This is a genomic window from Pseudochrobactrum asaccharolyticum, from assembly GCF_003314995.1.
Taxonomy (GTDB): domain Bacteria; phylum Pseudomonadota; class Alphaproteobacteria; order Rhizobiales; family Rhizobiaceae; genus Pseudochrobactrum; species Pseudochrobactrum asaccharolyticum.
In genome coordinates this window covers 40,864-61,041 of sequence record NZ_QNRH01000001.1, presented here as the reverse complement: position 1 = coordinate 61,041, position 20,178 = coordinate 40,864, and the positions used below count along the sequence as shown (strand labels likewise).

Below are 20,178 nucleotides of genomic sequence, written 5' to 3'. Positions count from 1 at the left end.
ACTTAAACAGTTGGTTTTCTTGAAATTATTCTGTCACCAGCCCATGCAAATCCGGAAATTGCGCCGACAATGCACAAAGCAATGTCATAAAAAATATCTTTAAACAAAAACCGGATGCGCTGCCGCATCCGGTTCTTTCAAAGCATATTTGTTTTATAAGCCCGCCGGAAACTCACCACGATAACGCCGTGGCAACATGGCCGACAAAGTGACCCCGCGAATAAACAGGAACATATTCAGCGCCAGCCAAAGACTGTGATTGCCCAGCCAGTCACGGGTACCATAAAGCACGCCGAAGAAGACAAACAGCGACAGGAACATCATATTGCGCATGTCTTTTGACCAGGAAGCGCCGATGAAAATACTGTCCATCTGAAAGGCATAAAGACCGGTCAGTGCCGTGAGTGACACCCAAGGCAAATAATAGACTGCCATTTGGCGTACATCGGGCTCGGTGGTCAGAATATTGACCAGACGATCGCCAAACGCGAGGAAGATCAGCCCCATCACCAGCGCCATCACCATCCCCCAGAAAAAGGTCAGCTGAATGGAGCGGCGGAAAGCCGGACTATAACGCGCGCCAACAGCACGGCCTGCCAATTGTTCGGCAGCAATGGTTACGCCTTCCAGAAAGAAGCCGACCACCAGATAGAAGTTCATCAAAACGGCATTAGCGGCCAATGTGATCGTGCCCATTTCATTGCCGACACGGGCAAAAAACACATAAGTCGACATCAGCAATAATGAGCGGATCATGATATCGCGGCTGATGACAATCATGCGCCACATTCCGGCTTTGTCGAACAAGCGGTTCACATCCAGCTTACGCAATGCACCGCCACGCCAGATCAGCACGGTCATGCCTGTGATAGCCGCAACTGTTTCACCGGTCACCGTCGCCCATGCTACACCGGAAACCTCCCAGCCAAGCCCCAGCCCGAGGGTCAGTGCCAGAATGATATTAATACCATTGAGCAAAAATTGCAGGGCAAGACCGAACAGCCCTTTACCGCGCCCGAGCAACAGACCAAGCACTGAGAAATTTACCAGCGCCATTGGTGCCGAGATCATACGGATCGACACATATTCATTCAGCGCTTTCGCGGTATCGGAAGTAGGTTTAAGAATATCATTGGCTGCATAGAGTGTCAGTGGCAGAATGGCGATCATCAGTAAACCGGCCACCAGCGCCACAATAATCGCGCGCCAGAACACCATAATCTCTTCTGTACGGTCGCCGCGCCCCATCGCCTGCGCCACCAGACCGGTTGTGCCGGAACGCAGAAAACCAAATACTGAAAACAAACAATCGAAGACCAGCGCGCCCATTGCCAGACCGCCGAGCATACCGGCATTGCCAAGTTGTCCGATCACGCCCGTATCCACCAGCCCCAGCAGAGGCGTGGTCATACCGGCCAGTGTCATAGGAATAGCGATCGTCAGCACCATACGATGCGTGACGTTAAACGGACGAACGAGCGACGTTTCGAGCGCGTCATTATCTGGCTTAAACATAATACCACACAACAAAGTCAGAAATGTAAAAGACTCTGCTGTCAGCCGTGCTGACTACTCTCAACTCATGAGTAGTCGCGGATATTTTTATCGGTCAGTGCAGAAGTTTCTGCAAAGACATATCCTGTTTTGCAATGATGGTCAGTATAATTCTGCACCATCACAGCAATTTGTCGCGCCCGTTCATGGCATGACTTGCGGCACATCAATACCGTAGAGCATCGCCCAATAAAGATAATGCGGCTTGTCTGCCCGTGCTGCATAAGCAAGGCCATAACGGGTGAAGATCGGATCGAGCAGATTTTTCCGGTGCCCTGCGGAGTTCAGCCACGCATTCAGTGCTGCTGGCACATCTTTCTGGCCGGATGCAACATTTTCTGCCGCAGGCCCCCGAATGCCAGCCTGTTTTAAGCGGCCGGTAAATGTATTACCCCAACCGATGCTATGGCCAATTTTACCGGCATTGGCCATCAGCTTTGCCTGATGGAGCGCCGCTTTTTCAAGCTTTGCCTCCGGCTGCATCGGCGGCACACCATATTGGCGGCGCACTTTATTGACCATTTCCACGACATCATCCTCGGCAAAAGCATCAGCAACCGGAATGAGCACAGGACTAAGCACCAGAGCACCACCGGCTACGAGCAACCGGCGGCGTGAAATCAGCAATGTATCAGTCATCAAAACCACAACTTAAAAATGAGCGCTGTTATTTTCTGTAGTTGATAATTCTGAGCAAAATAAAGGCAGGGATCACAACAGCCGCACCTAACAGCAGGTAATCAGCAAAGCGTGACAATGCCGAGAAGCCCATATTCCAAATTCGCACGAAGAAATCGCGGATATTCCAGAGAATGTCGTAAGGCGTCCAGTTAAAGGCATGCATGACAACGCCGACAACCAGCGACACCAAAATCAGCTTAACGATCACACGACCCGGTGTATCGCCCAGAAAACGGGTAGCACGGTCAGACATAAAAGCACTCCTTTGTTGAGACAAACAAATAAGCGCGAATATCCGGCGTGACAAGCCTTCACGATTTTACTGCACTATTAACGGTTGTTTCTGTAGCTGCGCGGCAGGTTCTGCTTCTGGCGAACGAAAGAGCGGTTCATACTGCGCGTATCGGTAAAGCCGCTTGCAACAGCCACTTCCAGCAGCGATGCATTGCTCGTTGTCAGCAGCTCTTTAGCGCGTTGCACACGCAATTCCTCGCGCACCTGAAACGCCGTTTTGCCAAGTCCGAGTTGAAAGCCCCGTTCCATCTGGCGTGTGGAAATGCCAAGACGACGCGCGACTTCAGCCATCGCCAGCGGGTCTTCCAGCGTTTCTTCAAAAATACGAATGGCTTTGCGGATCATCGGTGAGCGCACACCGTTAAAACTCAGCGCAGGCTGCTCCGATGAAAGTAACTCATAGGGGAACATCAGAATGGATGCGCTTTTACGTGCCAGTTCCTCGGAAATTTCGGCCTGAATGATAGAGAGCGCCAGTGATGCAGCGCCCAAGCCGCCAGCGCAGGTAAAATGCCTGCCGCTACGGTGGAACAGGCTGGTCGTATCCGCTGTGAAACCGTCAAAAAGCTGGAGAAAATCCTCTTTATGGAACCAGTTCACACAGCAATTGCGATCTTCCAGCAGACCGGCCTCAGCAACAATGAAAGCCGCAGTACACAGGCCGATGACATTCTTTTTCTGCCGGTCAGCGCGTTTCAGCACATCAATCAATGCACTTTGACCCGGCCGGTAATGCGGCAACACACCGCCGACAACAGCGATATAGTCACAATCATCCAGTGCACCAATCGGCGCAGTCGGGGTTACAGTCATGCCGGAGCTGGATTCCACCGGCAAACCGGTCAATGTACAGATTTTCCAGCCGCAGCGTATCTGGCGACTTTTATCCTTATCATCCGCCGCCAAACGAAACGGATCGAGAAACAGGCTGAGTGCCGACAAAGTAAAACCGGGTAAGACGACAATCCCCAGCGTCAGACGCTGTGCCTGCGAAACGTCAGATTTTGCCCCGTCCTGTTTTGCCACCATGTCCAATTACGCTCTCCCCCAGCTTCAGCTGAAATTAGAACGCAGAACTGCCGCAGTCAAACACCATCAGGACAAACCATATAAAAAGGCCGCAATATAAATATTGCGACCTCAAACATCATTCAGACAAGCGGCAAAATCCACGCTTAATCTTCAGTTCCTTTATATTTAGCAATCGTTACCTGCACACACATATCATATTTAATACCATCCAGATCCGATGCTGTCGCAGGCGGCTCCCCGCATTCCTGCTTGATTACCTGCGCCAACTTAGGGACTACACCGCCCTGATCGGCACTCGCATAGTTCATAGCAACCAAAGAAAAAGTAGCGGCAGTCAAAACAAAGATAATTTTCTTCAATAAATTACAACCTTAAATCAATTAACAAATATAAAGAGGAAGACGAAATACAATTCAACCTCAGATTGTCTTATAAATAATTTGAAACTAAAAATAAAACCCTCAAAATCATTCCCAATTTCTTAGGCAATAAAAACAAAAAATCCGGTAACTAAACAGATACCGGATTTCAAAACTTTAGACTTTTTCCAATCAGCGGAAATGTTTCGAAAGCTTCAGACCCTGCGCCTGATAATGTGAACCAAGATCGCTGCCATAGAGCGCTTTCGGGCGTTTGAGCATGTGTTCATAAATCAGACGACCAACGATCTGGCCGTGCTCAAGAATAAACGGCACTTCATGGCTGCGCACTTCCAGCACCGCACGACTACCCTGTCCGCCCGCAGATACGTTACCAAAGCCCGGATCGAAGAAACCAGCATAATGGACACGGAACTCTCCGACAAGCGGATCAAATGGCGTCATTTCCGCAGCATAAAGCGGCGGCACATGCACAGCTTCCTGTGAAACCAGAATATAAAACTCGTCCGGATCCAACACCAGTTCACGGTGTCCGCGGTCATAGATCGGTTCCCAGAAATCCAGCACATCATGCTGCGCACGCTTGTCCACATCCACGACCGATGTGTGATGCTTACCGCGATAACCGATCAGACCGTTTTCACCACCGCTCAGATCAATCGACAGCGCAATACCGCCATTGGAAATATTCGGCGTGGCGGAAGCAACCAGTGTTTCAGCCGTGTGCAGCGCTCCAAGCTCAGCTTCATTCAGCTGGGAACCGCCCTTGCGGAAGCGGATTTGTGACAGGCGCGAACCGGTACGTGCGACAATCGGGAAAGTCCGCGGACTAACCTCCAGATAAAGCGGCCCCTGATAACCGGCAGGCACCTTGTCAAATTCCTGCGCATTATCCGTAATCACACGGGTAAAAATATCGAGGCGGCCGGTCGAGCTTTTCGGATTGGCAGAAGCGGATAATTCCGGCGGCAATGCCAGCCCTTCCAGCAACGGCACGATATAGACGCAACCGGTTTCCAGCACCGCACCTTCACGCAGATCAATTTCATGAAGTTTGAGGCGTTCCAGCTTTTTCGCTACCGGCGTTTCAGGCCCCGGCATGAAAGAGGCGCGGACGCGATAGGCTTTGCTGCCCAAGCGCAAATCCAGACTGGCAGGCTGTATCTGATCATGATCCAAGGCGCGCGCTGACGTCAGCGCACCGGTTTCAAACAGAGCTGCAATATCGCTGTCTGCCAAAATTCCGCTATCTCGGGTCATCATCTGTCCAGTCATAAGATACTATTTTACTGCATCTAGAGCGGTTGACGTCCAGATTGGATCATAGCACTCGCTCTAGATTCTTTAGTTTGTCGCATTATCATGCCATTCAAGTTGATCCAACTTGAATGTGAAATGCTTTAACCTTTAACAGGTAAAGCCACGAGACTGCAATGACCTGAACACATTGCACACAGCACTCTTGACATAACAAGCATAACAGTCCTACAAAATCGGCGTGGTGATTTGCCGGCCGGCTTGCAGCCACGTTAAAGAAGTTGCTAAATATGGCCGCGGTTCCGAACCGGCCTTTTTGCGTCTTCATGCATAGGCCGGTTTTTTATTGGCCGGTGTGGCCCGAACCCTGCCGACCATCCTTTAATATAGGCTGGACCGATGACAAAGACACATATCCGTACCCTTCGCCCTGCAACGCAGCTTGTGCATAGCGGCACAACCCGCACGCCTTATGGTGAAACATCCGAAGCGCTGTTTCTGACACAAGGCTTTGTTTATGACACTGCGGAAGCTTGCGAAGCACGCTTTACCGGTGAAGACCCGGGTTTCATTTACTCCCGTTATGCCAACCCGACGACGGATATGTTTGAAAAACGCATGTGCGCAATTGAAGGTGCAGAAGAAGCACGCGCCACCGCCTCCGGCATGGCTGCGGTTGCCGCCGCGATCCTCTGTCAGGTGCGTACCGGTGACCATGTGCTGGCGGCTAAAGCGATGTTTGGCTCGTGTCGCTACATCATTGAAACGTTGCTGCCGAAATACGGCGTTGAATTTACCCTGATTGACGGCGTGAATTTTGAAAACTGGGAAAATGCTGTTCGCCCGAACACCAAAGTCATGTTTCTGGAAAGCCCGACCAATCCGACACTGGAAGTGATGGATATCGCCAGAATTGCAGGTCTTGCCAATAGTATCGGTGCCAAGCTGATCGTCGATAACGTATTTGCCACCCCGCTCTATCAGCACCCACTAGAACTCGGCGCCCATATTGTTGTCTATTCCGCCACCAAACATATTGACGGACAGGGACGTTGCCTCGGCGGCGTTGTTCTGTCTGATCGCGAGTGGATTACAGAAGTTCTGCAGGATTATTTCCGCCATACCGGTCCGGGTCTCAGCCCGTTCAATGCATGGACAATGCTCAAAGGTCTGGAAACACTGGCCGTGCGTGTTGAAGCACAAACCCGTTCTGCCGCCAAGATTGCCGATTTTCTGGCCGAGCAGAATGCCATTGCCCGTGTGATTTATCCGGGTCGCAAAGATCACCCGCAGGCAGATATCATCGCCAAGCAGATGACCGGCGGCTCCACCATGATCGCGCTGGAACTTAAAGGCGGTAAGAAAGCAGCGTTTGCATTTGAAAATGCGCTGGAGGTCATCAGCATTTCCAACAATCTCGGCGATGCAAAAAGCTTGATCACCCATCCGGCCACCTCAACGCATAAAAATCTCAGCGATGAAGCCAAAGCGGAACTCGGAATTACCGACGGCTTGCTGCGCCTTTCCATCGGACTGGAAGATGCCGATGATCTGATCGATGATATTGGCTTTGCACTGAAAGCCGCTCAAGGCTAAACTGGTATCAGACGGCTGCTGATTTGCCGGCAGCCGTCATATCCTGCCAGCTCCCATGGCCTTCCAGAGTAGTCTCTATGTATCGTGCAATTACCGAGAATATCGAAGTCACCGTTGAGCCGTTTTATCTGGAAGAGCAATCCGCTCCTGATGAATCCCGTTATGTCTGGGCCTATCGCGTAACGATAATCAATCACTCGGATATTCCGGTGCAATTGCGCTCGCGCACATGGAAGATCACCGATGCGCACGGGCGCACAGAAGAAGTACGTGGCCCCGGTGTTGTGGGTGAAGAGCCGTTTCTGAAACCGGGTGACAGCTATCAATATTCATCCGGTTGCCCACTGACGACTTCATCGGGCATGATGTCCGGCAGCTATATGATGCAAAATCATGAAAGCGGCAGCCCTAATGAGGGCAAACTATTTTCCATCACCATACCGGCATTTTCGCTCGATATGCCGGGGCACAGGCCGGTGCTCAACTAATTATAGTGTTCTGATCATCGCCACACGGCGCTCAATCGGCAAACCAATAGACTCTTCCAGCTCGGCAATCGAGCGGAAGCGTGCATTATGTTCCGATACCGGTAGCACCTGATACCCGCAGCTTTCATAAAAAGGCCGGTTCCATGGCACGTCGCCAAATGTTGTCAGGCTGAGGCTTGTGCAGCCCTGCGCCTTAGCAATATCGGCCGCTGCATCCAGCAATGTACGGCCAAGCCCGCGCCGCTGGAAATTCTGATGGACTGACAGTTCCCAGACATGCAGACGGTTTTCATCCGGCATGGCTTCTGCCACCAGAAATCCACCTAACACACCATCGCACTCTGCTACCAGCACATGACCTTTTTGCATAAAGTCACGATGCTGCTCAGCAGACATCACCGGCATATCCAGAATGAAATGCAAGGACGGATCAGCGGCAAAAGTCTGCACTGCCGAGCGTTCAATCTCCGGCAAAAACTCCGCATCTGTGATATGTGCCTGCCGGATCAGGCAGGCACTTTTCTCGGTTTCAGCCATCATTGTGCGGCAGTGATTTCAGCAGGCTCGAAATCATAATGGCTTGAGCAGAACTCACAGGTCACAGAGATTTTGCCGTTTTCAGTGCTGTGTTCGAGTTCCTCAGCCGAGAAACCTTTCAACACGCCGAAAATTTTCTCGCGTGAACAAGCGCAATGATCAACCACTTTAGTGCCTTCATAAACGCGAACGCCGCGCTCATGGAACAGACGATACAGCAGACGTTCAGACGGCACCTGCGGATCGGTCAGTTCGGAATCGTCAATGGTCGCAACCAATGAACGGGCTTCCTGCCATTCATCCTCAACCGGTGCCTGTTCAGCTTCAGTACCATTCGGATTATCGCCGCCGTGCAGATCGCGATGGCGCGCGCGTAGTTCAGACTGCGGCAGAAACTGCACCATCAGACCACCGGCACGCCATTGTTCGGTTGGCTTGCCATCGGCACCGCGCTCAAAAAGGCGGGCAACTGCGAGCTGCACTTCAGTCGCAATCTGTTCAGACTGCATGAAGTAGTTGCGCGCAATATCTTCCAGCGAAGAACCATCCAGCGCGACAATACCCTGATAGCGCTGGGTAAATTCGCCCTGATCGACGGTCAGTGCCAGCGTACCCTGCCCCAGCAGTTCTTCCGGCTTGGTTTTACCGGCAGCCACAAACTCTGCCACACGCTCTTCATCAAAACGTGCATAGGCGCGGATTGCATCAGGCGTGCGGAAATCCACCACCAGCATATCTACCGGTCCGTCAGATTTGGTCTGGAAAATAAACTTGCCGTCAAATTTCAGGGATGTGCCAAACAGCACGGTCAGCACTGCCGCTTCACCCAGCAGCCGCGAAACGGCTTCCGGATAATTATGGCGTTTCAAAATAGCATCAAGCGCCGCGCCAAGCTGCACTGTACGGCCGCGCACATCCAGACCCTCAACCTGAAACGGCACAACAACATCATCACCGGACAGAGGAATATGATCCGGCATCGGGCTATTGGTCATCATCTGGTCGGTACTGGTCTGATTATTCATAACGATCTCTTTTCATTGGCTGCAAAACTTGCGCCACAAATCAGATACGGCCTGCAAGCTGTTTACAAACCTGCAAGCCGTAAATGTTTATTTAGGACAAGCCTGACAATGTGCCAAGCCTGAAGTTAGTATATAAATAAGAAGCGATCAGCGTCCTTCAAGGCACCAGGTCAAAATCGCCTTCTGTGCATGCATACGGTTTTCGGCTTCATCAAAAACCACCGATTGCGGGCCGTCGATCACTTCATCCGTTACTTCTTCACCGCGATGCGCCGGCAGACAGTGCATGAACAGCGCATCTTTATTGGCTTTCGCCATCAGATCCGCATTCACCTGATACGGCATAAATACATTATTGCCGCGCGCATTATCTTCCTGCCCCATCGAGACCCAGGTATCGGTTACGATACAGTCAGAACCGGCCACAGCCTTTTCCGCACTGGTGGTTGAGAAGATTTTTGCACCATTTGCATTTGCCCAGTCGAGGAAACGCGGCAGCGGCTCACTGCCTGAAGGTGTCGCAATATTCAGACGGAAATCAAACTGTGCCGATGCCTCGATAAAGGAATGCAGCACATTATTACCGTCACCGCTCCATGTGACTGTACGGCCTTTGATCGGACCGCGATGTTCTTCAAACGTCAGAATATCGGCCATAATCTGGCACGGATGAGTATCATCGGTCAGTGCATTGATCACGGGCACGGTCGCATGCTCAGCCAGTTCGAGCATGCGATCATGGGAGGTCGTACGGATCATAATGGCATCGACAAAGCGTGACAGAACTTTAGCCGTGTCCGCAATGGTTTCACTGCGGCCAAGCTGCATTTCCGAACCGGTCAGCATGATGGTTTCACCACCGAGCTGGCGCATGCCCACATCAAAAGAGACGCGGGTTCGCGTTGACGGCTTTTCAAAAATCATTGCCAGAACTTTGCCTTCAAGCGGCTTATCGCGCTTACCGGCTTTTAATCGCTCTTTGCGGGCGCGCGCTTCATCCATGATGAAACGCAGGTCCTGCGGGCTGACTGCTGAGAGATCGGTAAAATGCCTTAAAGTCTTATCATTTGCCATTATTAGTCACCGTTTATGCAGGAGCTTTGGAAAGCTTCGCTGCAACCTTTTCAATCCGGTTCAGGGCTTCACGCATATCATCTGCCGTTACTGTCAGCGGCGGCAGCAAACGCACAACATTATCACCCGCACCAACGCTGAGCATTTTCTCAGCGCGCAGACCGGTAATTACATCGCCATTCGGAACGGCACATTTCAGACCGATCATCAGGCCCTTGCCACGCACTTCAGTGAAAACATCCGGATAGCGGTCAATAATCGACGCCATGCCCTGACGGAACTGCGATGCCATTTCATTGACATGATCAAAGAAACCATCGGCCAGCATCACATCCAGCACGGCTTCGCCAACAGCCATCGCCAGCGGGTTACCGCCATAGGTGGTGCCGTGTACGCCTGCGACCATGCCTTTGGCTGCTTCTGCCGTTGCCAGACATGCGCCCATCGGGAAGCCGCCGCCGATACCTTTGGCTGTTGCCATCAGGTCAGGGGTAACGCCGGCCCATTCATGCGCATAGAATTTGCCGGTACGGCCAACGCCGGTCTGCACTTCGTCCAAAATCAGCAGCAGGCCGTTTTCATCGCAGATCTGACGGATGAGACGCAGGAACTCGGTTGAGAAGGAACGCAAACCGCCTTCACCCTGCACAGGCTCAAGCAGAACGGCAGCGGTTTCAGGCGTGATGGCAGCGCGCAAGGCAGCTTCATCGCCAAACGGCACCTGATCAAAACCGTCAACCTTAGGGCCGAAACCTTCGAGATATTTCGCCTGACCGGTTGCAGCAATCGTTGCCAGTGTGCGGCCGTGGAAAGCACCTTCAAAAGTGACAACGCGGTAGCGCTCAGGCTGGCCATTGACAAAATGATAACGACGCGCGGTTTTAATCGCGCATTCGAGTGCCTCGGCACCGGAGTTGGTGAAGAAAACTTTATCGGCAAATGTATTATCGACAAGGCGCTGACCAAGGCGTTCCTGACCCGGCACTTCATAAACATTGGACAGGTGCCACAATTTGGCGGCCTGATCCTGAAGTGTCTTTACCAGATGAGGATGGCTGTGGCCGAGTGCATTCACAGCGATACCAGCTGCGAAATCAAGATAACGCTCGCCGTCTTCTGTAATCAGCCAAACGCCTTCCCCTCGCTCAAAGCGCAACGCTGCACGATTATAGGTGTCGTAAAGCGGGTGCACATTTGCAGTCGTCATGCCAATAAGGCCTCCAAAGCCTTTAAATTGAAGCGGGCAGCATCTCAGACTTCGCCGGTCTCCGTGAGTTCTCTCAAACTCCCCTCCGGTGAAGCGGGTGTTGCGCGCAGATGAAATCAAAAAGCCGCCCTCAGGGCGGCTCGACAATGCACTATTGTTCGCCAATATTTAAATGTCAATCAAAGACGCCGGTGTCAGACCAGGAAAATAGCCTCTTCAAAATGCGCAAAAATGTCGCTGACAGACAATTTTACAGAAGAGGATGAAACTGCTGAACCACTGTGCTAAAACCATTTTTATGGCTGAACAATTATTTTCAGCCGCTGCTGCCATGAAATAAACGCGCATGTGTTGCACGAAAACCTTGTATTTAAAAAAAACCGGTCTATTAAATGCCCGCTGATCTCCAAGGTTGGGGAAAACCAATGCTGCAAAGGGCGCTGCGCTTGTCACGGCGTCCCTGCTTAAGGTAGTTTCATATTAAAGTAAGACTAGATTTAGTGCGACAGCGCCAGCTGTCCGGTACATATGGTGCCTGCTTGAACGGGCCCGCAAAAACGAACGCCGGACGCTATAAAGATTATAAAGAACGGAGCCTGAGCCACAATGAACTGGACAGATGAACGCGTCGAGCTTCTCAAGAAGTTGTGGAGTGAAGGTCTGAGTGCAAGTCAGATCGCAGCCCAGCTGGGTGGCGTAAGCCGTAATGCGGTGATCGGAAAAGTGCACCGCCTTAAACTCTCCGGACGCGGCAAAACCACAACTGCCGCGCCACGCAGCAAAAAACCGGCACCTGCACCGGTGACAACACCACGGTCAGCAACGACCTCTAATGTCAGCAGCATGTCTGCTGCCAGTGTCAGCGCCAGCCCGGCTGCACCACGTGCAACCGTGATGAAATCTTCCGGCAGCGCCGCGCTGCAGGCGGATATTCTGGCGGATGCCGTTGCAGAACCAATCATTCGCTCTAACGAGAATGTTGTGGTGCCAATCTCCCGTCACCTGACATTGTTGCAGCTGACAGAGCGCACCTGCAAATGGCCGGTTGGTGATCCGCTGCATGAAGACTTCCACTTTTGTGGCCATGAATCCGGTGAATCCAGCCCGTATTGCAGCTATCATTCCAAGCTGGCTTTCCAGCCGACAGCAGAGCGCCGTCGCGCTCGCTAAACGGAAAAACGCATCAAAGAAAAAGGCGCTTTTCAGCGCCTTTTTTATTGCCATGATTTTAAGCGCTTCATGCGTATCCCGCATTAATTCATCTTGAGATAATGCAAAGGCAAAACTCGAAATTCACTGCTTTCTGCCCGATCTGATGAGCAAGGCTTAAATCAAACGCTGATAAACCGCCAAAGTCTGATCGGCGATTCCTGACCAGCCATAGGTTGCCGCCACTTCCGCACTCTGCGCTTCTGCCTGTTTGCTACTCAAAGGCTGATCAAGTTTCACAGCCATCTGCTTTGCTAAGGCCTGCGTATCACCAAGCGGGAAATAATCCCCCTCCGGCAAACCAACTTCCAGATTTGCAGTAATATTGCTTGCCAGTACCGGCAGGCCATAGCCCATTGCCTCCATCATCGCGATCGGCATGCCTTCGTGACTGGACGGCAAAACAAACAGTGCCGCATTACTGTAAAGTGCCGCCAGATCATCACCGCGTTGCATCCCCGTCAGCACAACATTAGGCGTTTGGGCAGCAAGAGCTTTCACCTGGTCCACATAAGGTGACTGATGATCTGCTGCACCGACAATCGCTAATTTTTTGTCCGTGTGACAACCGGCAGCCTGCATCGCAGCAAAAGCCGCAATCAGATCATGCTGGTTTTTTTCCGGAACAATGCGGGCGACCATCACTACATATTGTTTCTCAACCAATCCAAACTGCTGCAGGACATCGCTCGTACCGGCGCTTTCACGCAAGGTTACCCCATTGGGAATAAACTGCGCCGATACATGATAGCGCTCCGCCATTGTCTCCACGATATGGCGCGAAACGGCAATCCGCTGACTGGCAAAGCGCATCCCTGCCCATTCACCGGTCTTGAGCATTTTACGGGCAAGCCCGCCCCATTTGTCACGATTATAGTCAAAACCATGATGGGTCACGACTGTCTTCAACCCGAACAATCGCGCCAATGGTGTCAGCAAAGCGGGGCCGATCGCATGAATATGCAAAATATCCGGCCGCCTGACGGCTGCAACCAATACGCCGAGAAATGTATGGGCGATCGCTTCAAATTTCGTGGAAACCGGCGCCCAAAGCGGCGTGACCTGCACACCTTCCCACTGATAAGCTTGCTTCTGTTTCAGATAAGGCTTGCGCCCGAGCACTTCGACATCCCAGCCTTTTTCAACAAACACACGGGCAAGCTCTTCCACATGCTTTTCCACGCCACCCTGCACCTGCGGCACACCGCGCAGGCCGAGCATCATCACTTTGGGACGCTTGCTCATGCGCTTACTCCGAGCGTGCCATAGAGTTCCAGCATCCGATTACGGTAAGCATCAGCGGAAAACTCATTCAAAATCCATTCGCGTCCAGCAAGCCCCATGGCATTGCGCTCTGCAACAGGCAAAGCGGCCATATGACTTAGCTGTTTTGCCAAATCTTCCGCATTACCGGCCTCAGCGGTCAAACCTGTTTCACCGTCACGGATCATTTCAGGAATACCGCCGATCCGCGCACCAATCACCGGTGTACCCAGCGCATAGGCTTCCAAAATACTGACGGGGGCATTTTCATACCACTCAGACGGCAGCACCAGTGCCCTTGCCTCACCGATCAGCCGGTGCAGCTTTTCACCCGTCACATAACCGGCGAAAATTACCGGCACATTGAGTTCTGCGGCTAGCGCCTTCAACTCAGCCTCATCAGGGCCGGTACCGGCAATAACCAGTTTCACGCCGGATTTTTCTGCCGCTGTAATCAGTGTCTTTAAACCCTTTTCCGGCGCGAGACGACCGGCGAAAAGCAGATAATCCTGCGCCTCATAAACCGGTTTCAGATGGTCTGTTTCCACAAAATTCGGGATATAGATCAGTTGTTCCTGCGGCCAGCCCCATTCAATCAGCTTCTCACGATAGAAGCGGCTTGGCACCACGAAACGATCCACCTTATTACGATAAAGCCCGAGCATGCGGTGGATCGCGGTTTCCACAAACACCAGCCCGCTCAGCGGCAGGGAGCCTTTGATGCAGCGATTGGCAACCACATTATAGATCCGTCCGCCTTTGCATTGCTCGCAGACATGGCCGTCAACCAGCATTTTATAGGCGGGACAGGCCAGCTTCAGATCATGCACCGTCATCACCACCGGAATATTGTGCTGTTTCAGCGTCGCAAAAATCGACGGCGACAAATGGTGATAGACATTATGGGCATGAGCGATATCGGGCTTTGCAGCTTCCAGCAACCGGCTCAGATTTTGCTGTGCCTCACGGGAATAGATAACTTTTGCCGCCTGTTTCACTTTTGTCAGCGCCGAGCTTTCACGACCATATTCAATTTCGGAAACAAAATATTGCGACCAGTCGGACGGCAGGTTTTCCGGATGCTGCATGGCAAAGGGAATAGCCTGCCAGCCAATATCCTCGAACAGGCTCATATGATCCAGAAAAATCGCTTCTGCACCGCCACGCCGGTAAAAATAATTATTAATGGCAAGCAAACGCAATTGCGTCATATCAGAGCTCATCAGGCTTCCTCGAACAAGACAGGACTATATCATATTTCGAACGCAAGCGATCAGGCTGCTTCTGCTAACATATAGTGATCCAGCGCTTCATTTACCGTTAGAAGGTCGCAACCGCTTTGCACTGCATATTGCACCAGTTTTTCAAAGGCCGCAGGTGTGCAGCCATAAGGCGTCGGTGTTTCTGAAATATCATGGGTGAAAAAGATCAGCCAACCGGGCTGCGCTTTCACCGCATCAATCTCAGCCTTCAACTGCACCACATCTTCGTCCGGTCGGCCGATTTCCATGCCAAACAACATTTGCAGGCATGTCGCGCCGCGATTAATCCGGTTTTCGCCGGCACGGCAACTGCGGTAATTTTTTGCCATACGCCGATAGGCAAAATAAGAAACCGCATTATACGGATAGGCAAAATTCAATTGTGAACCAGTTGCACTCCAACGCTTGCCTAATATCCGGCTGAGAAAAGAACGGTTCTGATCAATTTCACTTTGCAGCTGCGTGCCGTTCAAACGCGCAATATTTGGATGCGAATAAGTATGGCAGCCGATTTCATGACCGCGCTCTGCAAGTTCCGCTATACCGTTTTCATTGATGAGCTGCCGCGTTGTCTCCAGAGTACCGGCAAGACGTCCGGCAATATAGAAGGTGCCACGCAACCCGTATTTTTCCAGAATGGTTGCGCCATAAAACAGAGTGCTATCGGGAACATCATCAAAGGTAAAGGAAATCACCGGACGCGTCGTTGTGACATGCAATGTTTTAGGAGCAAAGCGGCGCATTAAATGCGCTTGTATGCGTCCAATCCAGTATTGGATTTTATGCTTCACTGCTTCACTCCTATACCGCCCCTGGAAAGGTCAGCCGGTTCATTTTTCAATATTAACCATTACAGATTTGCCTGATAGCGGAAGAGCAATCGCCTGTAAACGCAACCCGAATATAGCCATCATGCAACTAAACCATAACAAACTGCCTGTCTCAAAGAATACACTTTCCATCGCACTCGAAAACACAGCGAAAAGCCAGATGCGAACATAAAGACGCACAAGTGGCGAATATAAATTTCGCTTCGATATTTGTCCGATATAAATCAAAGGCATAAAGATTACCCAGATTGCAATCAAAACAAAACCAACAATTCCAAGATTAATAAGGGCATCAACCCAAGCATTATGCCCATTAAATGCTCTTGGCGACCAGTTTTCAACAGTATCATTATTGATCAGTCTTTCAGTCTGCCAAAAGCCATGAAGCCCGTGACCAAGAACTGGACTGTCAATCATTGCTCCGACAGAAAACCGCCAGATATGAGCACGATTGGTAAAAGTGGCATCAATACCTAAAGATTCAAGAAATTCATAAACTGCCGGTATTAATGCGGCGCCCACAGTCAGAAAATTAATCAGCAATACGCCGCCGACAATAAGAGGCCAACGTGCCCAACGTATTCTCTCAAACACAAAGGCAAGCATCAAAATCAACGGCAACATTGCCGTCGAGGTTTTGCCACCGGTTTGGGTTAAGAAAAGTACAGATAAAATGAGTAATGACCAGCCAACCAGCCGCCACCCCTTATCCTTAAGATAAAGCGCATAACAAGAGCTCAACATCATGACCGATGCTGCTACGTTTTTGTGGGTAAAATGACCGCGCCAATTCCCCACTTGTGCATCCCCTAACCGGGTACTGAACTGGTGAATAGCCTGTGCCGGTTTAAATATCACGCCAAAATATGCAAAGCCCAGCATAATCAGCAGCCCTGCTATAACCAGTTTGGCGAACTGCTCTTCCGAGCGAGGCAGCAATAAATAAACCGAGGCGTTCAACAGCAGGATACCGGAGAGAATAACCTGCTTAAATGAGTCAATTTTCTCCGTAGAGAATGCCGCTGCCAATAGTAGCCAAAGCAGCAGCATAATCATCAGTGGTCTTGGCTGCAGCACCAAAGCCCTCTGCGGGCTGGTACAGATATAGAAAATCGAACCACCGAACAAAGTCAGCGCAGCCAGCTGACTAAACAAACTTGAGCCGCGATCTACACCATCAAGTGTCACTGTCACATAGGGATCAACAGTAACCCACAGATAGAGAAACTGCCCCATAAACAATGCTATGCCCAGTACATTCATTGTCTGAGTTGAAGCAGCAGAGCTGTCTACACGCATATATCAGATTTCTTTCCGGCTTGGCTCGCCAGTTACACCTAATTTACACAGTGCGGCGTTGTCCGCGCATGGCACCTACGAAACCAAATAACAAAGCCAGTCCGCCCCCCATACCGCCACCAACAATGGCACCGGCGATAGCGAGTAAAGCTGTCCCCGGAGGCCACGAACGGCTCTTTGGCGGCAAAGCAGTAGAGACAATACGGATATTCGTCGTATCGATTTGCTGACGCTGCGCAATTTCCTGCGCGCGTGTCAGATATGTCTGGTACAGAGTTGTCTTAGCCAGACGATCGCGCTCCAGATCATTCAGCGTTACCTGCGCATCTGTATCAAGTGATACTGCGGAACGCGCGGTTTCTGTCTGTCTGCGCAATGTTTCAACAACTGAATTAGCCTGTTCAAGATCAAGCTTCGCAGCCCGTAGAATCCGTGAGGTTTCCTGCGAAATTTGCGCCTGCAGACCCGACAACTGTGATTGCGCACTCACCAGCTCAGGATAGCGCGGACCATAGGTCATTGTCATCGCATCCACGCGCTGTTTCAGGGTTGCATATTGAGTCCGCAACGCTGTCAGCGTCGACGACTGCAAAGTCGCAGACGGATCCAGAGCCTGATTTTTTGCACTGGTTAACTCATCATAACGTGATTTAGCTTCCGCCTGACGGCTCAACGCACCAACAAGCTGCGTATTGGTTTCAGTCAAAGACTGTGCACTGACCAGTCCGCCGGCATTGCCGGTTTGCAGGCCTTGCGCATTGCGAAATTGGGCAACTTTCATTTCTGCCTCAGTCGCAGCCTGCTTCAGTTCATTCAAAGGTTCAGTTAAAGCACGGGCTGCGCGAGCTGCACCATCCTGTTCATTTTGTGCAACCTCTTCCTGAAAGGCCTTCGCAACCGCATTTGCAAGCAAAACTGCTTTTTCAGGTTCCCGCGCCCATGCGGACAAATTAATCAGATAAGAACGCTCAGGGCGGCGGGCATCAATACGGGAAGACAGTTCACGCAAAGCAGAGATATTTTTGGCCTGTGCAGGATCCATGCCATCAGCATCCTTTTTCGCACTGCCAACAAGAGCAGAAAGCAAGCTTGTTTCCGTTCCGTTAAATTCCGGATCATCCTGCAACTTCAGCTCATCAACAACACGTTGCAATACATTACCTGAAGTTAGCACCCGCAACTTACTCTCGACGTCCATCAGCTGGCTTTCAGCCTGCATACTAGTCGCGTAAACATCATTCGGTACCAGCTGCAAATTAGACGGAGAAACCAGAATATCTGTACCGGCTGTAAAACGTGGTTTGGCAGTTTTGCCAAATGCAATACCGGCCGCTGCACCAAGTGCCGCCATTAGCAAAATTAAAAGCCAATAACGCAGTAACCAATTGATAATATCTGAAAAGCTGATTAACGGGAAAACCCATCCCTGCTGATAAACAACAGGCGGAACAGTCTCATGCGCTGTTACAGGAACTGCCGCCTGCATCTCTGCCTGTTTTTGCCCCAAATTGTCTTCCCCGCGTGTGGTCACAGGCGCGGTTTTGGCTTTTTGGGCTAATTCTTGCAGAGTATACATCAGACATCTCTACTATTTTGATCAAAATTCATTTTTCAGGCATGTCTGCCATTCTTGTATATGCACTAACAGAAACATTAAAAAAAAAGGTTAACGAAATCTGCAAGACGGTGCTTAACTATTGAAATTCATAAAAAACAAAATATTAAACATTAGTTATTTCAACTAAATAAGCGATGATCTGTTCCTGCTTGTCACTCTTAGCCGTTTCTTTTTGCACAAAAATGCTTTACAGACACTGCATCAAAGGAAACGAAAATATGAGTGAAACGGAGTTGACGGACAACCGCCTGTCTGCGCGTATCAAGCGCTATCTGCCCTCGCTCCTCTCCTATATGGCCTCAAGCGGCAGCCTGATCATGGCGAGCGTCGCTCAGTTGGTGACATTTGCTATTCTCGCCCGTTTCCTTGGCGCGTCCGAATTCGGTATGTTCATTACTATTATGGCCATTACCAGCATTGCCGTGCATATTTGCGGCATCGGCGGTTCAGAGTCACTGCTACGCCGCGTTGCTCAAGATACGTCCATTTATCCGGCAATGCTTGGGCATAATCTGATCCTGATCAGCATCAGCGGCAGCTTGCTCATTGTCGCAGGTATACTCGTTCTGCCCTATTGGGTCAGTTTTTCTACTGACCCGCTGACCAATTATATCAGCCTGTTTCTGTTTCTCATTACCAATATTGTTTTGCTGCGCCTGATCCTGCTGGCTGAAGCAGTTTACATCGGACACAGCAATTTCAAAGCGGCAAATCTCTCAGTCGTCGGCTTTGCCTTTGCCCGTACATTTGCAGCCATTCTGGCCTGTATCGCTTTTGGTGTCGATACAATCAGCGGCTGGGCATGGTGGCAGTTTTTGTGCCATCTTTTTGTTGCTGCAGCATACTGGCTCTGGCTGATGCGCCTCGGAAAACCTAAGTTCCGTCTGGTGCGCGAAGAACTCAAACTCGGACTTTTCTTTGCCACACCGTTTATTTTCCGCGCCATCCGGCAGAATATCGACTTACTGTTGCTTGGTCTGCTTCTCTCTCCGGCAGTGATCGGCAGCTATGGCGTCGCGCGCCGCATCGTCGACAGCAGTTATCTGAATATCGACGCTATGAGCCGCCTGCTCTATCCGCGCTTTGCCAAGATGAGCGCCAATGGCATTGATAAAGCATGGCCGCTGGCGCAAAAATCCGTAGTGATGGCTGTCGGCATAGCGATCTTTACAGCTGTCGTGATTTACGGTTTAGCGCCATATTTGCCTTTGATTTTCGGCAATGAATATCAGTCTATGATTTACTTCACACAGGTGCTGTGCTGGGTTATCATTTTTTATGCACTATGGTCGGTTGCCGTAGAAGTTATGGGCGCAGCCGGAGAACACGGCTATCGGGCGGCCATTCTCAATACCGGCAATATTCTTGGTGCGCCCGTCTTGGCGCTCGCCACATGGCTGATGCCACCGACCGGTACATTTATTTCAATCTATCTGATTGAATTCTCAATTGCTTTATGTGCGTGGCTGTTTCTGTACAAGCTGGTGCGCCGGGCTGCTCACACCTAGAGCGCCATGTGCCAGACTTGACACACAAAGGTCTCTAACACTTTAAAATGAGAGCATAATGTTA

Annotated in this window: 20 protein-coding genes and 1 riboswitch; of the genes, 4 read left to right on the top strand and 16 right to left on the bottom strand. The window is 50.9% G+C overall.

Going from position 1 to position 20,178, the window contains the following annotated elements; genetic code table 11:
- Positions 1-153: 153 nt before the first annotated feature.
- The 6 genes from DFR47_RS00275 to DFR47_RS00250 form a co-directional block, all read right to left on the bottom strand.
- Positions 154-1,515 (bottom strand): MATE family efflux transporter, encoded by a 1,362-nt coding sequence (locus DFR47_RS00275; RefSeq protein WP_113943140.1) that lies wholly within the window; start codon positions 1,513-1,515, stop codon positions 154-156.
- Positions 1,516-1,698: 183 nt separating this feature from the next.
- Entirely contained in the window at positions 1,699-2,193 is a 495-nt protein-coding gene (locus DFR47_RS00270) for a CAP domain-containing protein (RefSeq protein WP_113942438.1), read from the bottom strand.
- A gap of 28 nt (positions 2,194-2,221) precedes the next feature.
- Positions 2,222-2,488: a DUF6460 domain-containing protein gene (locus DFR47_RS00265; protein WP_113942437.1), complete on the bottom strand. Its 267-nt coding sequence runs from the start codon at positions 2,486-2,488 to the stop codon at positions 2,222-2,224.
- Between the two features lie 77 nt (positions 2,489-2,565).
- On the bottom strand, positions 2,566-3,558 hold the full coding sequence (locus DFR47_RS00260; RefSeq protein WP_113942436.1) for a GlxA family transcriptional regulator: 993 nt from the start codon (positions 3,556-3,558) through the stop codon (positions 2,566-2,568).
- 146 nt (positions 3,559-3,704) lie between these two features.
- Positions 3,705-3,920: a hypothetical protein gene (locus DFR47_RS00255; protein ID WP_113942435.1), complete on the bottom strand. Its 216-nt coding sequence runs from the start codon at positions 3,918-3,920 to the stop codon at positions 3,705-3,707.
- 192 nt (positions 3,921-4,112) lie between these two features.
- A complete protein-coding gene (locus DFR47_RS00250; RefSeq protein WP_113942434.1) occupies positions 4,113-5,204 on the bottom strand; it encodes a 2'-deoxycytidine 5'-triphosphate deaminase in 1,092 nt (363 codons plus the stop codon).
- A 225-nt stretch (positions 5,205-5,429) separates the two neighbouring features.
- Positions 5,430-5,508, top strand: a riboswitch (SAM riboswitch).
- Between the two features lie 89 nt (positions 5,509-5,597).
- Between DFR47_RS00250 and DFR47_RS00245 the strand changes: the two genes are divergently transcribed.
- Both DFR47_RS00245 and apaG read left to right on the top strand, forming a co-directional pair.
- Complete coding sequence (locus DFR47_RS00245; protein ID WP_113942433.1) at positions 5,598-6,794, top strand: O-succinylhomoserine sulfhydrylase; 1,197 nt, start codon at positions 5,598-5,600, stop codon at positions 6,792-6,794.
- 77 nt (positions 6,795-6,871) lie between these two features.
- Positions 6,872-7,282 (top strand): Co2+/Mg2+ efflux protein ApaG, encoded by a 411-nt coding sequence (gene apaG / locus DFR47_RS00240; protein ID WP_113942432.1) that lies wholly within the window; start codon positions 6,872-6,874, stop codon positions 7,280-7,282.
- Here the strand turns inward: apaG and DFR47_RS00235 are convergent, their stop codons facing one another.
- The 5 genes from DFR47_RS00235 to DFR47_RS21950 form a co-directional block, all read right to left on the bottom strand.
- A complete protein-coding gene (locus DFR47_RS00235; protein WP_113942431.1) occupies positions 7,283-7,822 on the bottom strand; it encodes a GNAT family N-acetyltransferase in 540 nt (179 codons plus the stop codon).
- On the bottom strand, positions 7,819-8,817 hold the full coding sequence (locus tag DFR47_RS00230; RefSeq protein WP_113943139.1) for an Hsp33 family molecular chaperone: 999 nt from the start codon (positions 8,815-8,817) through the stop codon (positions 7,819-7,821). Before DFR47_RS00230 ends, DFR47_RS00235 begins: the two co-directional genes overlap by 4 nt.
- 174 nt (positions 8,818-8,991) lie before the next feature.
- Complete coding sequence (gene argF / locus DFR47_RS00225) at positions 8,992-9,918, bottom strand: ornithine carbamoyltransferase (protein WP_113942430.1); 927 nt, start codon at positions 9,916-9,918, stop codon at positions 8,992-8,994.
- A 13-nt stretch (positions 9,919-9,931) separates the two neighbouring features.
- Entirely contained in the window at positions 9,932-11,125 is a 1,194-nt protein-coding gene (locus tag DFR47_RS00220; RefSeq protein WP_113942429.1) for an aspartate aminotransferase family protein, read from the bottom strand.
- Between the two features lie 216 nt (positions 11,126-11,341).
- On the bottom strand, positions 11,342-11,578 hold the full coding sequence (locus DFR47_RS21950) for a hypothetical protein (RefSeq protein WP_210207236.1): 237 nt from the start codon (positions 11,576-11,578) through the stop codon (positions 11,342-11,344).
- 153 nt (positions 11,579-11,731) lie between these two features.
- On the opposite strand from DFR47_RS21950, the gene DFR47_RS00215 reads away from it, so the two are divergent.
- The gene (locus DFR47_RS00215) at positions 11,732-12,295 is read left to right on the top strand and encodes a GcrA family cell cycle regulator (RefSeq protein ID WP_113942428.1); all 564 of its coding nucleotides are present in this window, start codon (positions 11,732-11,734) and stop codon (positions 12,293-12,295) included.
- Positions 12,296-12,451: 156 nt separating this feature from the next.
- On the opposite strand, the gene DFR47_RS00210 is transcribed toward DFR47_RS00215, so the two are convergent.
- The 5 genes from DFR47_RS00210 to DFR47_RS00190 form a co-directional block, all read right to left on the bottom strand.
- Positions 12,452-13,579 (bottom strand): glycosyltransferase family 4 protein, encoded by a 1,128-nt coding sequence (locus DFR47_RS00210; protein WP_245416389.1) that lies wholly within the window; start codon positions 13,577-13,579, stop codon positions 12,452-12,454.
- Entirely contained in the window at positions 13,576-14,808 is a 1,233-nt protein-coding gene (locus DFR47_RS00205) for a glycosyltransferase family 4 protein (RefSeq protein WP_113943137.1), read from the bottom strand. The genes DFR47_RS00210 and DFR47_RS00205 overlap by 4 nt, the downstream gene beginning before the upstream one ends.
- A 62-nt stretch (positions 14,809-14,870) precedes the next feature.
- Positions 14,871-15,650, bottom strand: coding sequence for a polysaccharide deacetylase family protein (locus DFR47_RS00200; protein ID WP_147245464.1), 780 nt, complete (start codon positions 15,648-15,650; stop codon positions 14,871-14,873).
- 39 nt (positions 15,651-15,689) lie between these two features.
- Complete coding sequence (locus DFR47_RS00195) at positions 15,690-16,988, bottom strand: O-antigen ligase family protein (protein WP_113942426.1); 1,299 nt, start codon at positions 16,986-16,988, stop codon at positions 15,690-15,692.
- A gap of 43 nt (positions 16,989-17,031) precedes the next feature.
- A complete protein-coding gene (locus tag DFR47_RS00190; RefSeq protein ID WP_113942425.1) occupies positions 17,032-18,564 on the bottom strand; it encodes a GumC family protein in 1,533 nt (510 codons plus the stop codon).
- A 260-nt stretch (positions 18,565-18,824) separates the two neighbouring features.
- Between DFR47_RS00190 and DFR47_RS00185 the strand changes: the two genes are divergently transcribed.
- On the top strand, positions 18,825-20,114 hold the full coding sequence (locus DFR47_RS00185) for a lipopolysaccharide biosynthesis protein (RefSeq protein ID WP_245416388.1): 1,290 nt from the start codon (positions 18,825-18,827) through the stop codon (positions 20,112-20,114).
- Positions 20,115-20,178: the final 64 nt, after the last annotated feature.

Bases quoted from the DNA above. Each gene is read 5' to 3' on its own strand.
- DFR47_RS00250 (WP_113942434.1), bottom strand. From the start codon at position 5,204: ATGATGACCCGAGATAGCGGAATTTTGGCAGACAGCGATATTGCAGCT.
- DFR47_RS00215 (WP_113942428.1), top strand. From the start codon at position 11,732: ATGAACTGGACAGATGAACGCGTCGAGCTTCTCAAGAAGTTGTGGAGT.
- apaG (WP_113942432.1), top strand. From the start codon at position 6,872: ATGTATCGTGCAATTACCGAGAATATCGAAGTCACCGTTGAGCCGTTT.
- DFR47_RS00210 (WP_245416389.1), bottom strand. From the start codon at position 13,579: ATGAGCAAGCGTCCCAAAGTGATGATGCTCGGCCTGCGCGGTGTGCCG.
- DFR47_RS00265 (WP_113942437.1), bottom strand. From the start codon at position 2,488: ATGTCTGACCGTGCTACCCGTTTTCTGGGCGATACACCGGGTCGTGTG.
- argF (WP_113942430.1), bottom strand. From the start codon at position 9,918: ATGGCAAATGATAAGACTTTAAGGCATTTTACCGATCTCTCAGCAGTC.
- DFR47_RS00270 (WP_113942438.1), bottom strand. From the start codon at position 2,193: ATGACTGATACATTGCTGATTTCACGCCGCCGGTTGCTCGTAGCCGGT.
- DFR47_RS00260 (WP_113942436.1), bottom strand. From the start codon at position 3,558: ATGGTGGCAAAACAGGACGGGGCAAAATCTGACGTTTCGCAGGCACAG.
- DFR47_RS00245 (WP_113942433.1), top strand. From the start codon at position 5,598: ATGACAAAGACACATATCCGTACCCTTCGCCCTGCAACGCAGCTTGTG.
- DFR47_RS00195 (WP_113942426.1), bottom strand. From the start codon at position 16,988: ATGCGTGTAGACAGCTCTGCTGCTTCAACTCAGACAATGAATGTACTG.
- DFR47_RS00190 (WP_113942425.1), bottom strand. From the start codon at position 18,564: ATGTATACTCTGCAAGAATTAGCCCAAAAAGCCAAAACCGCGCCTGTG.
- DFR47_RS00205 (WP_113943137.1), bottom strand. From the start codon at position 14,808: ATGACGCAATTGCGTTTGCTTGCCATTAATAATTATTTTTACCGGCGT.
- DFR47_RS00275 (WP_113943140.1), bottom strand. From the start codon at position 1,515: ATGTTTAAGCCAGATAATGACGCGCTCGAAACGTCGCTCGTTCGTCCG.
- DFR47_RS00235 (WP_113942431.1), bottom strand. From the start codon at position 7,822: ATGATGGCTGAAACCGAGAAAAGTGCCTGCCTGATCCGGCAGGCACAT.
- DFR47_RS00230 (WP_113943139.1), bottom strand. From the start codon at position 8,817: ATGATGACCAATAGCCCGATGCCGGATCATATTCCTCTGTCCGGTGAT.
- DFR47_RS00185 (WP_245416388.1), top strand. From the start codon at position 18,825: ATGAGTGAAACGGAGTTGACGGACAACCGCCTGTCTGCGCGTATCAAG.
- DFR47_RS00220 (WP_113942429.1), bottom strand. From the start codon at position 11,125: ATGACGACTGCAAATGTGCACCCGCTTTACGACACCTATAATCGTGCA.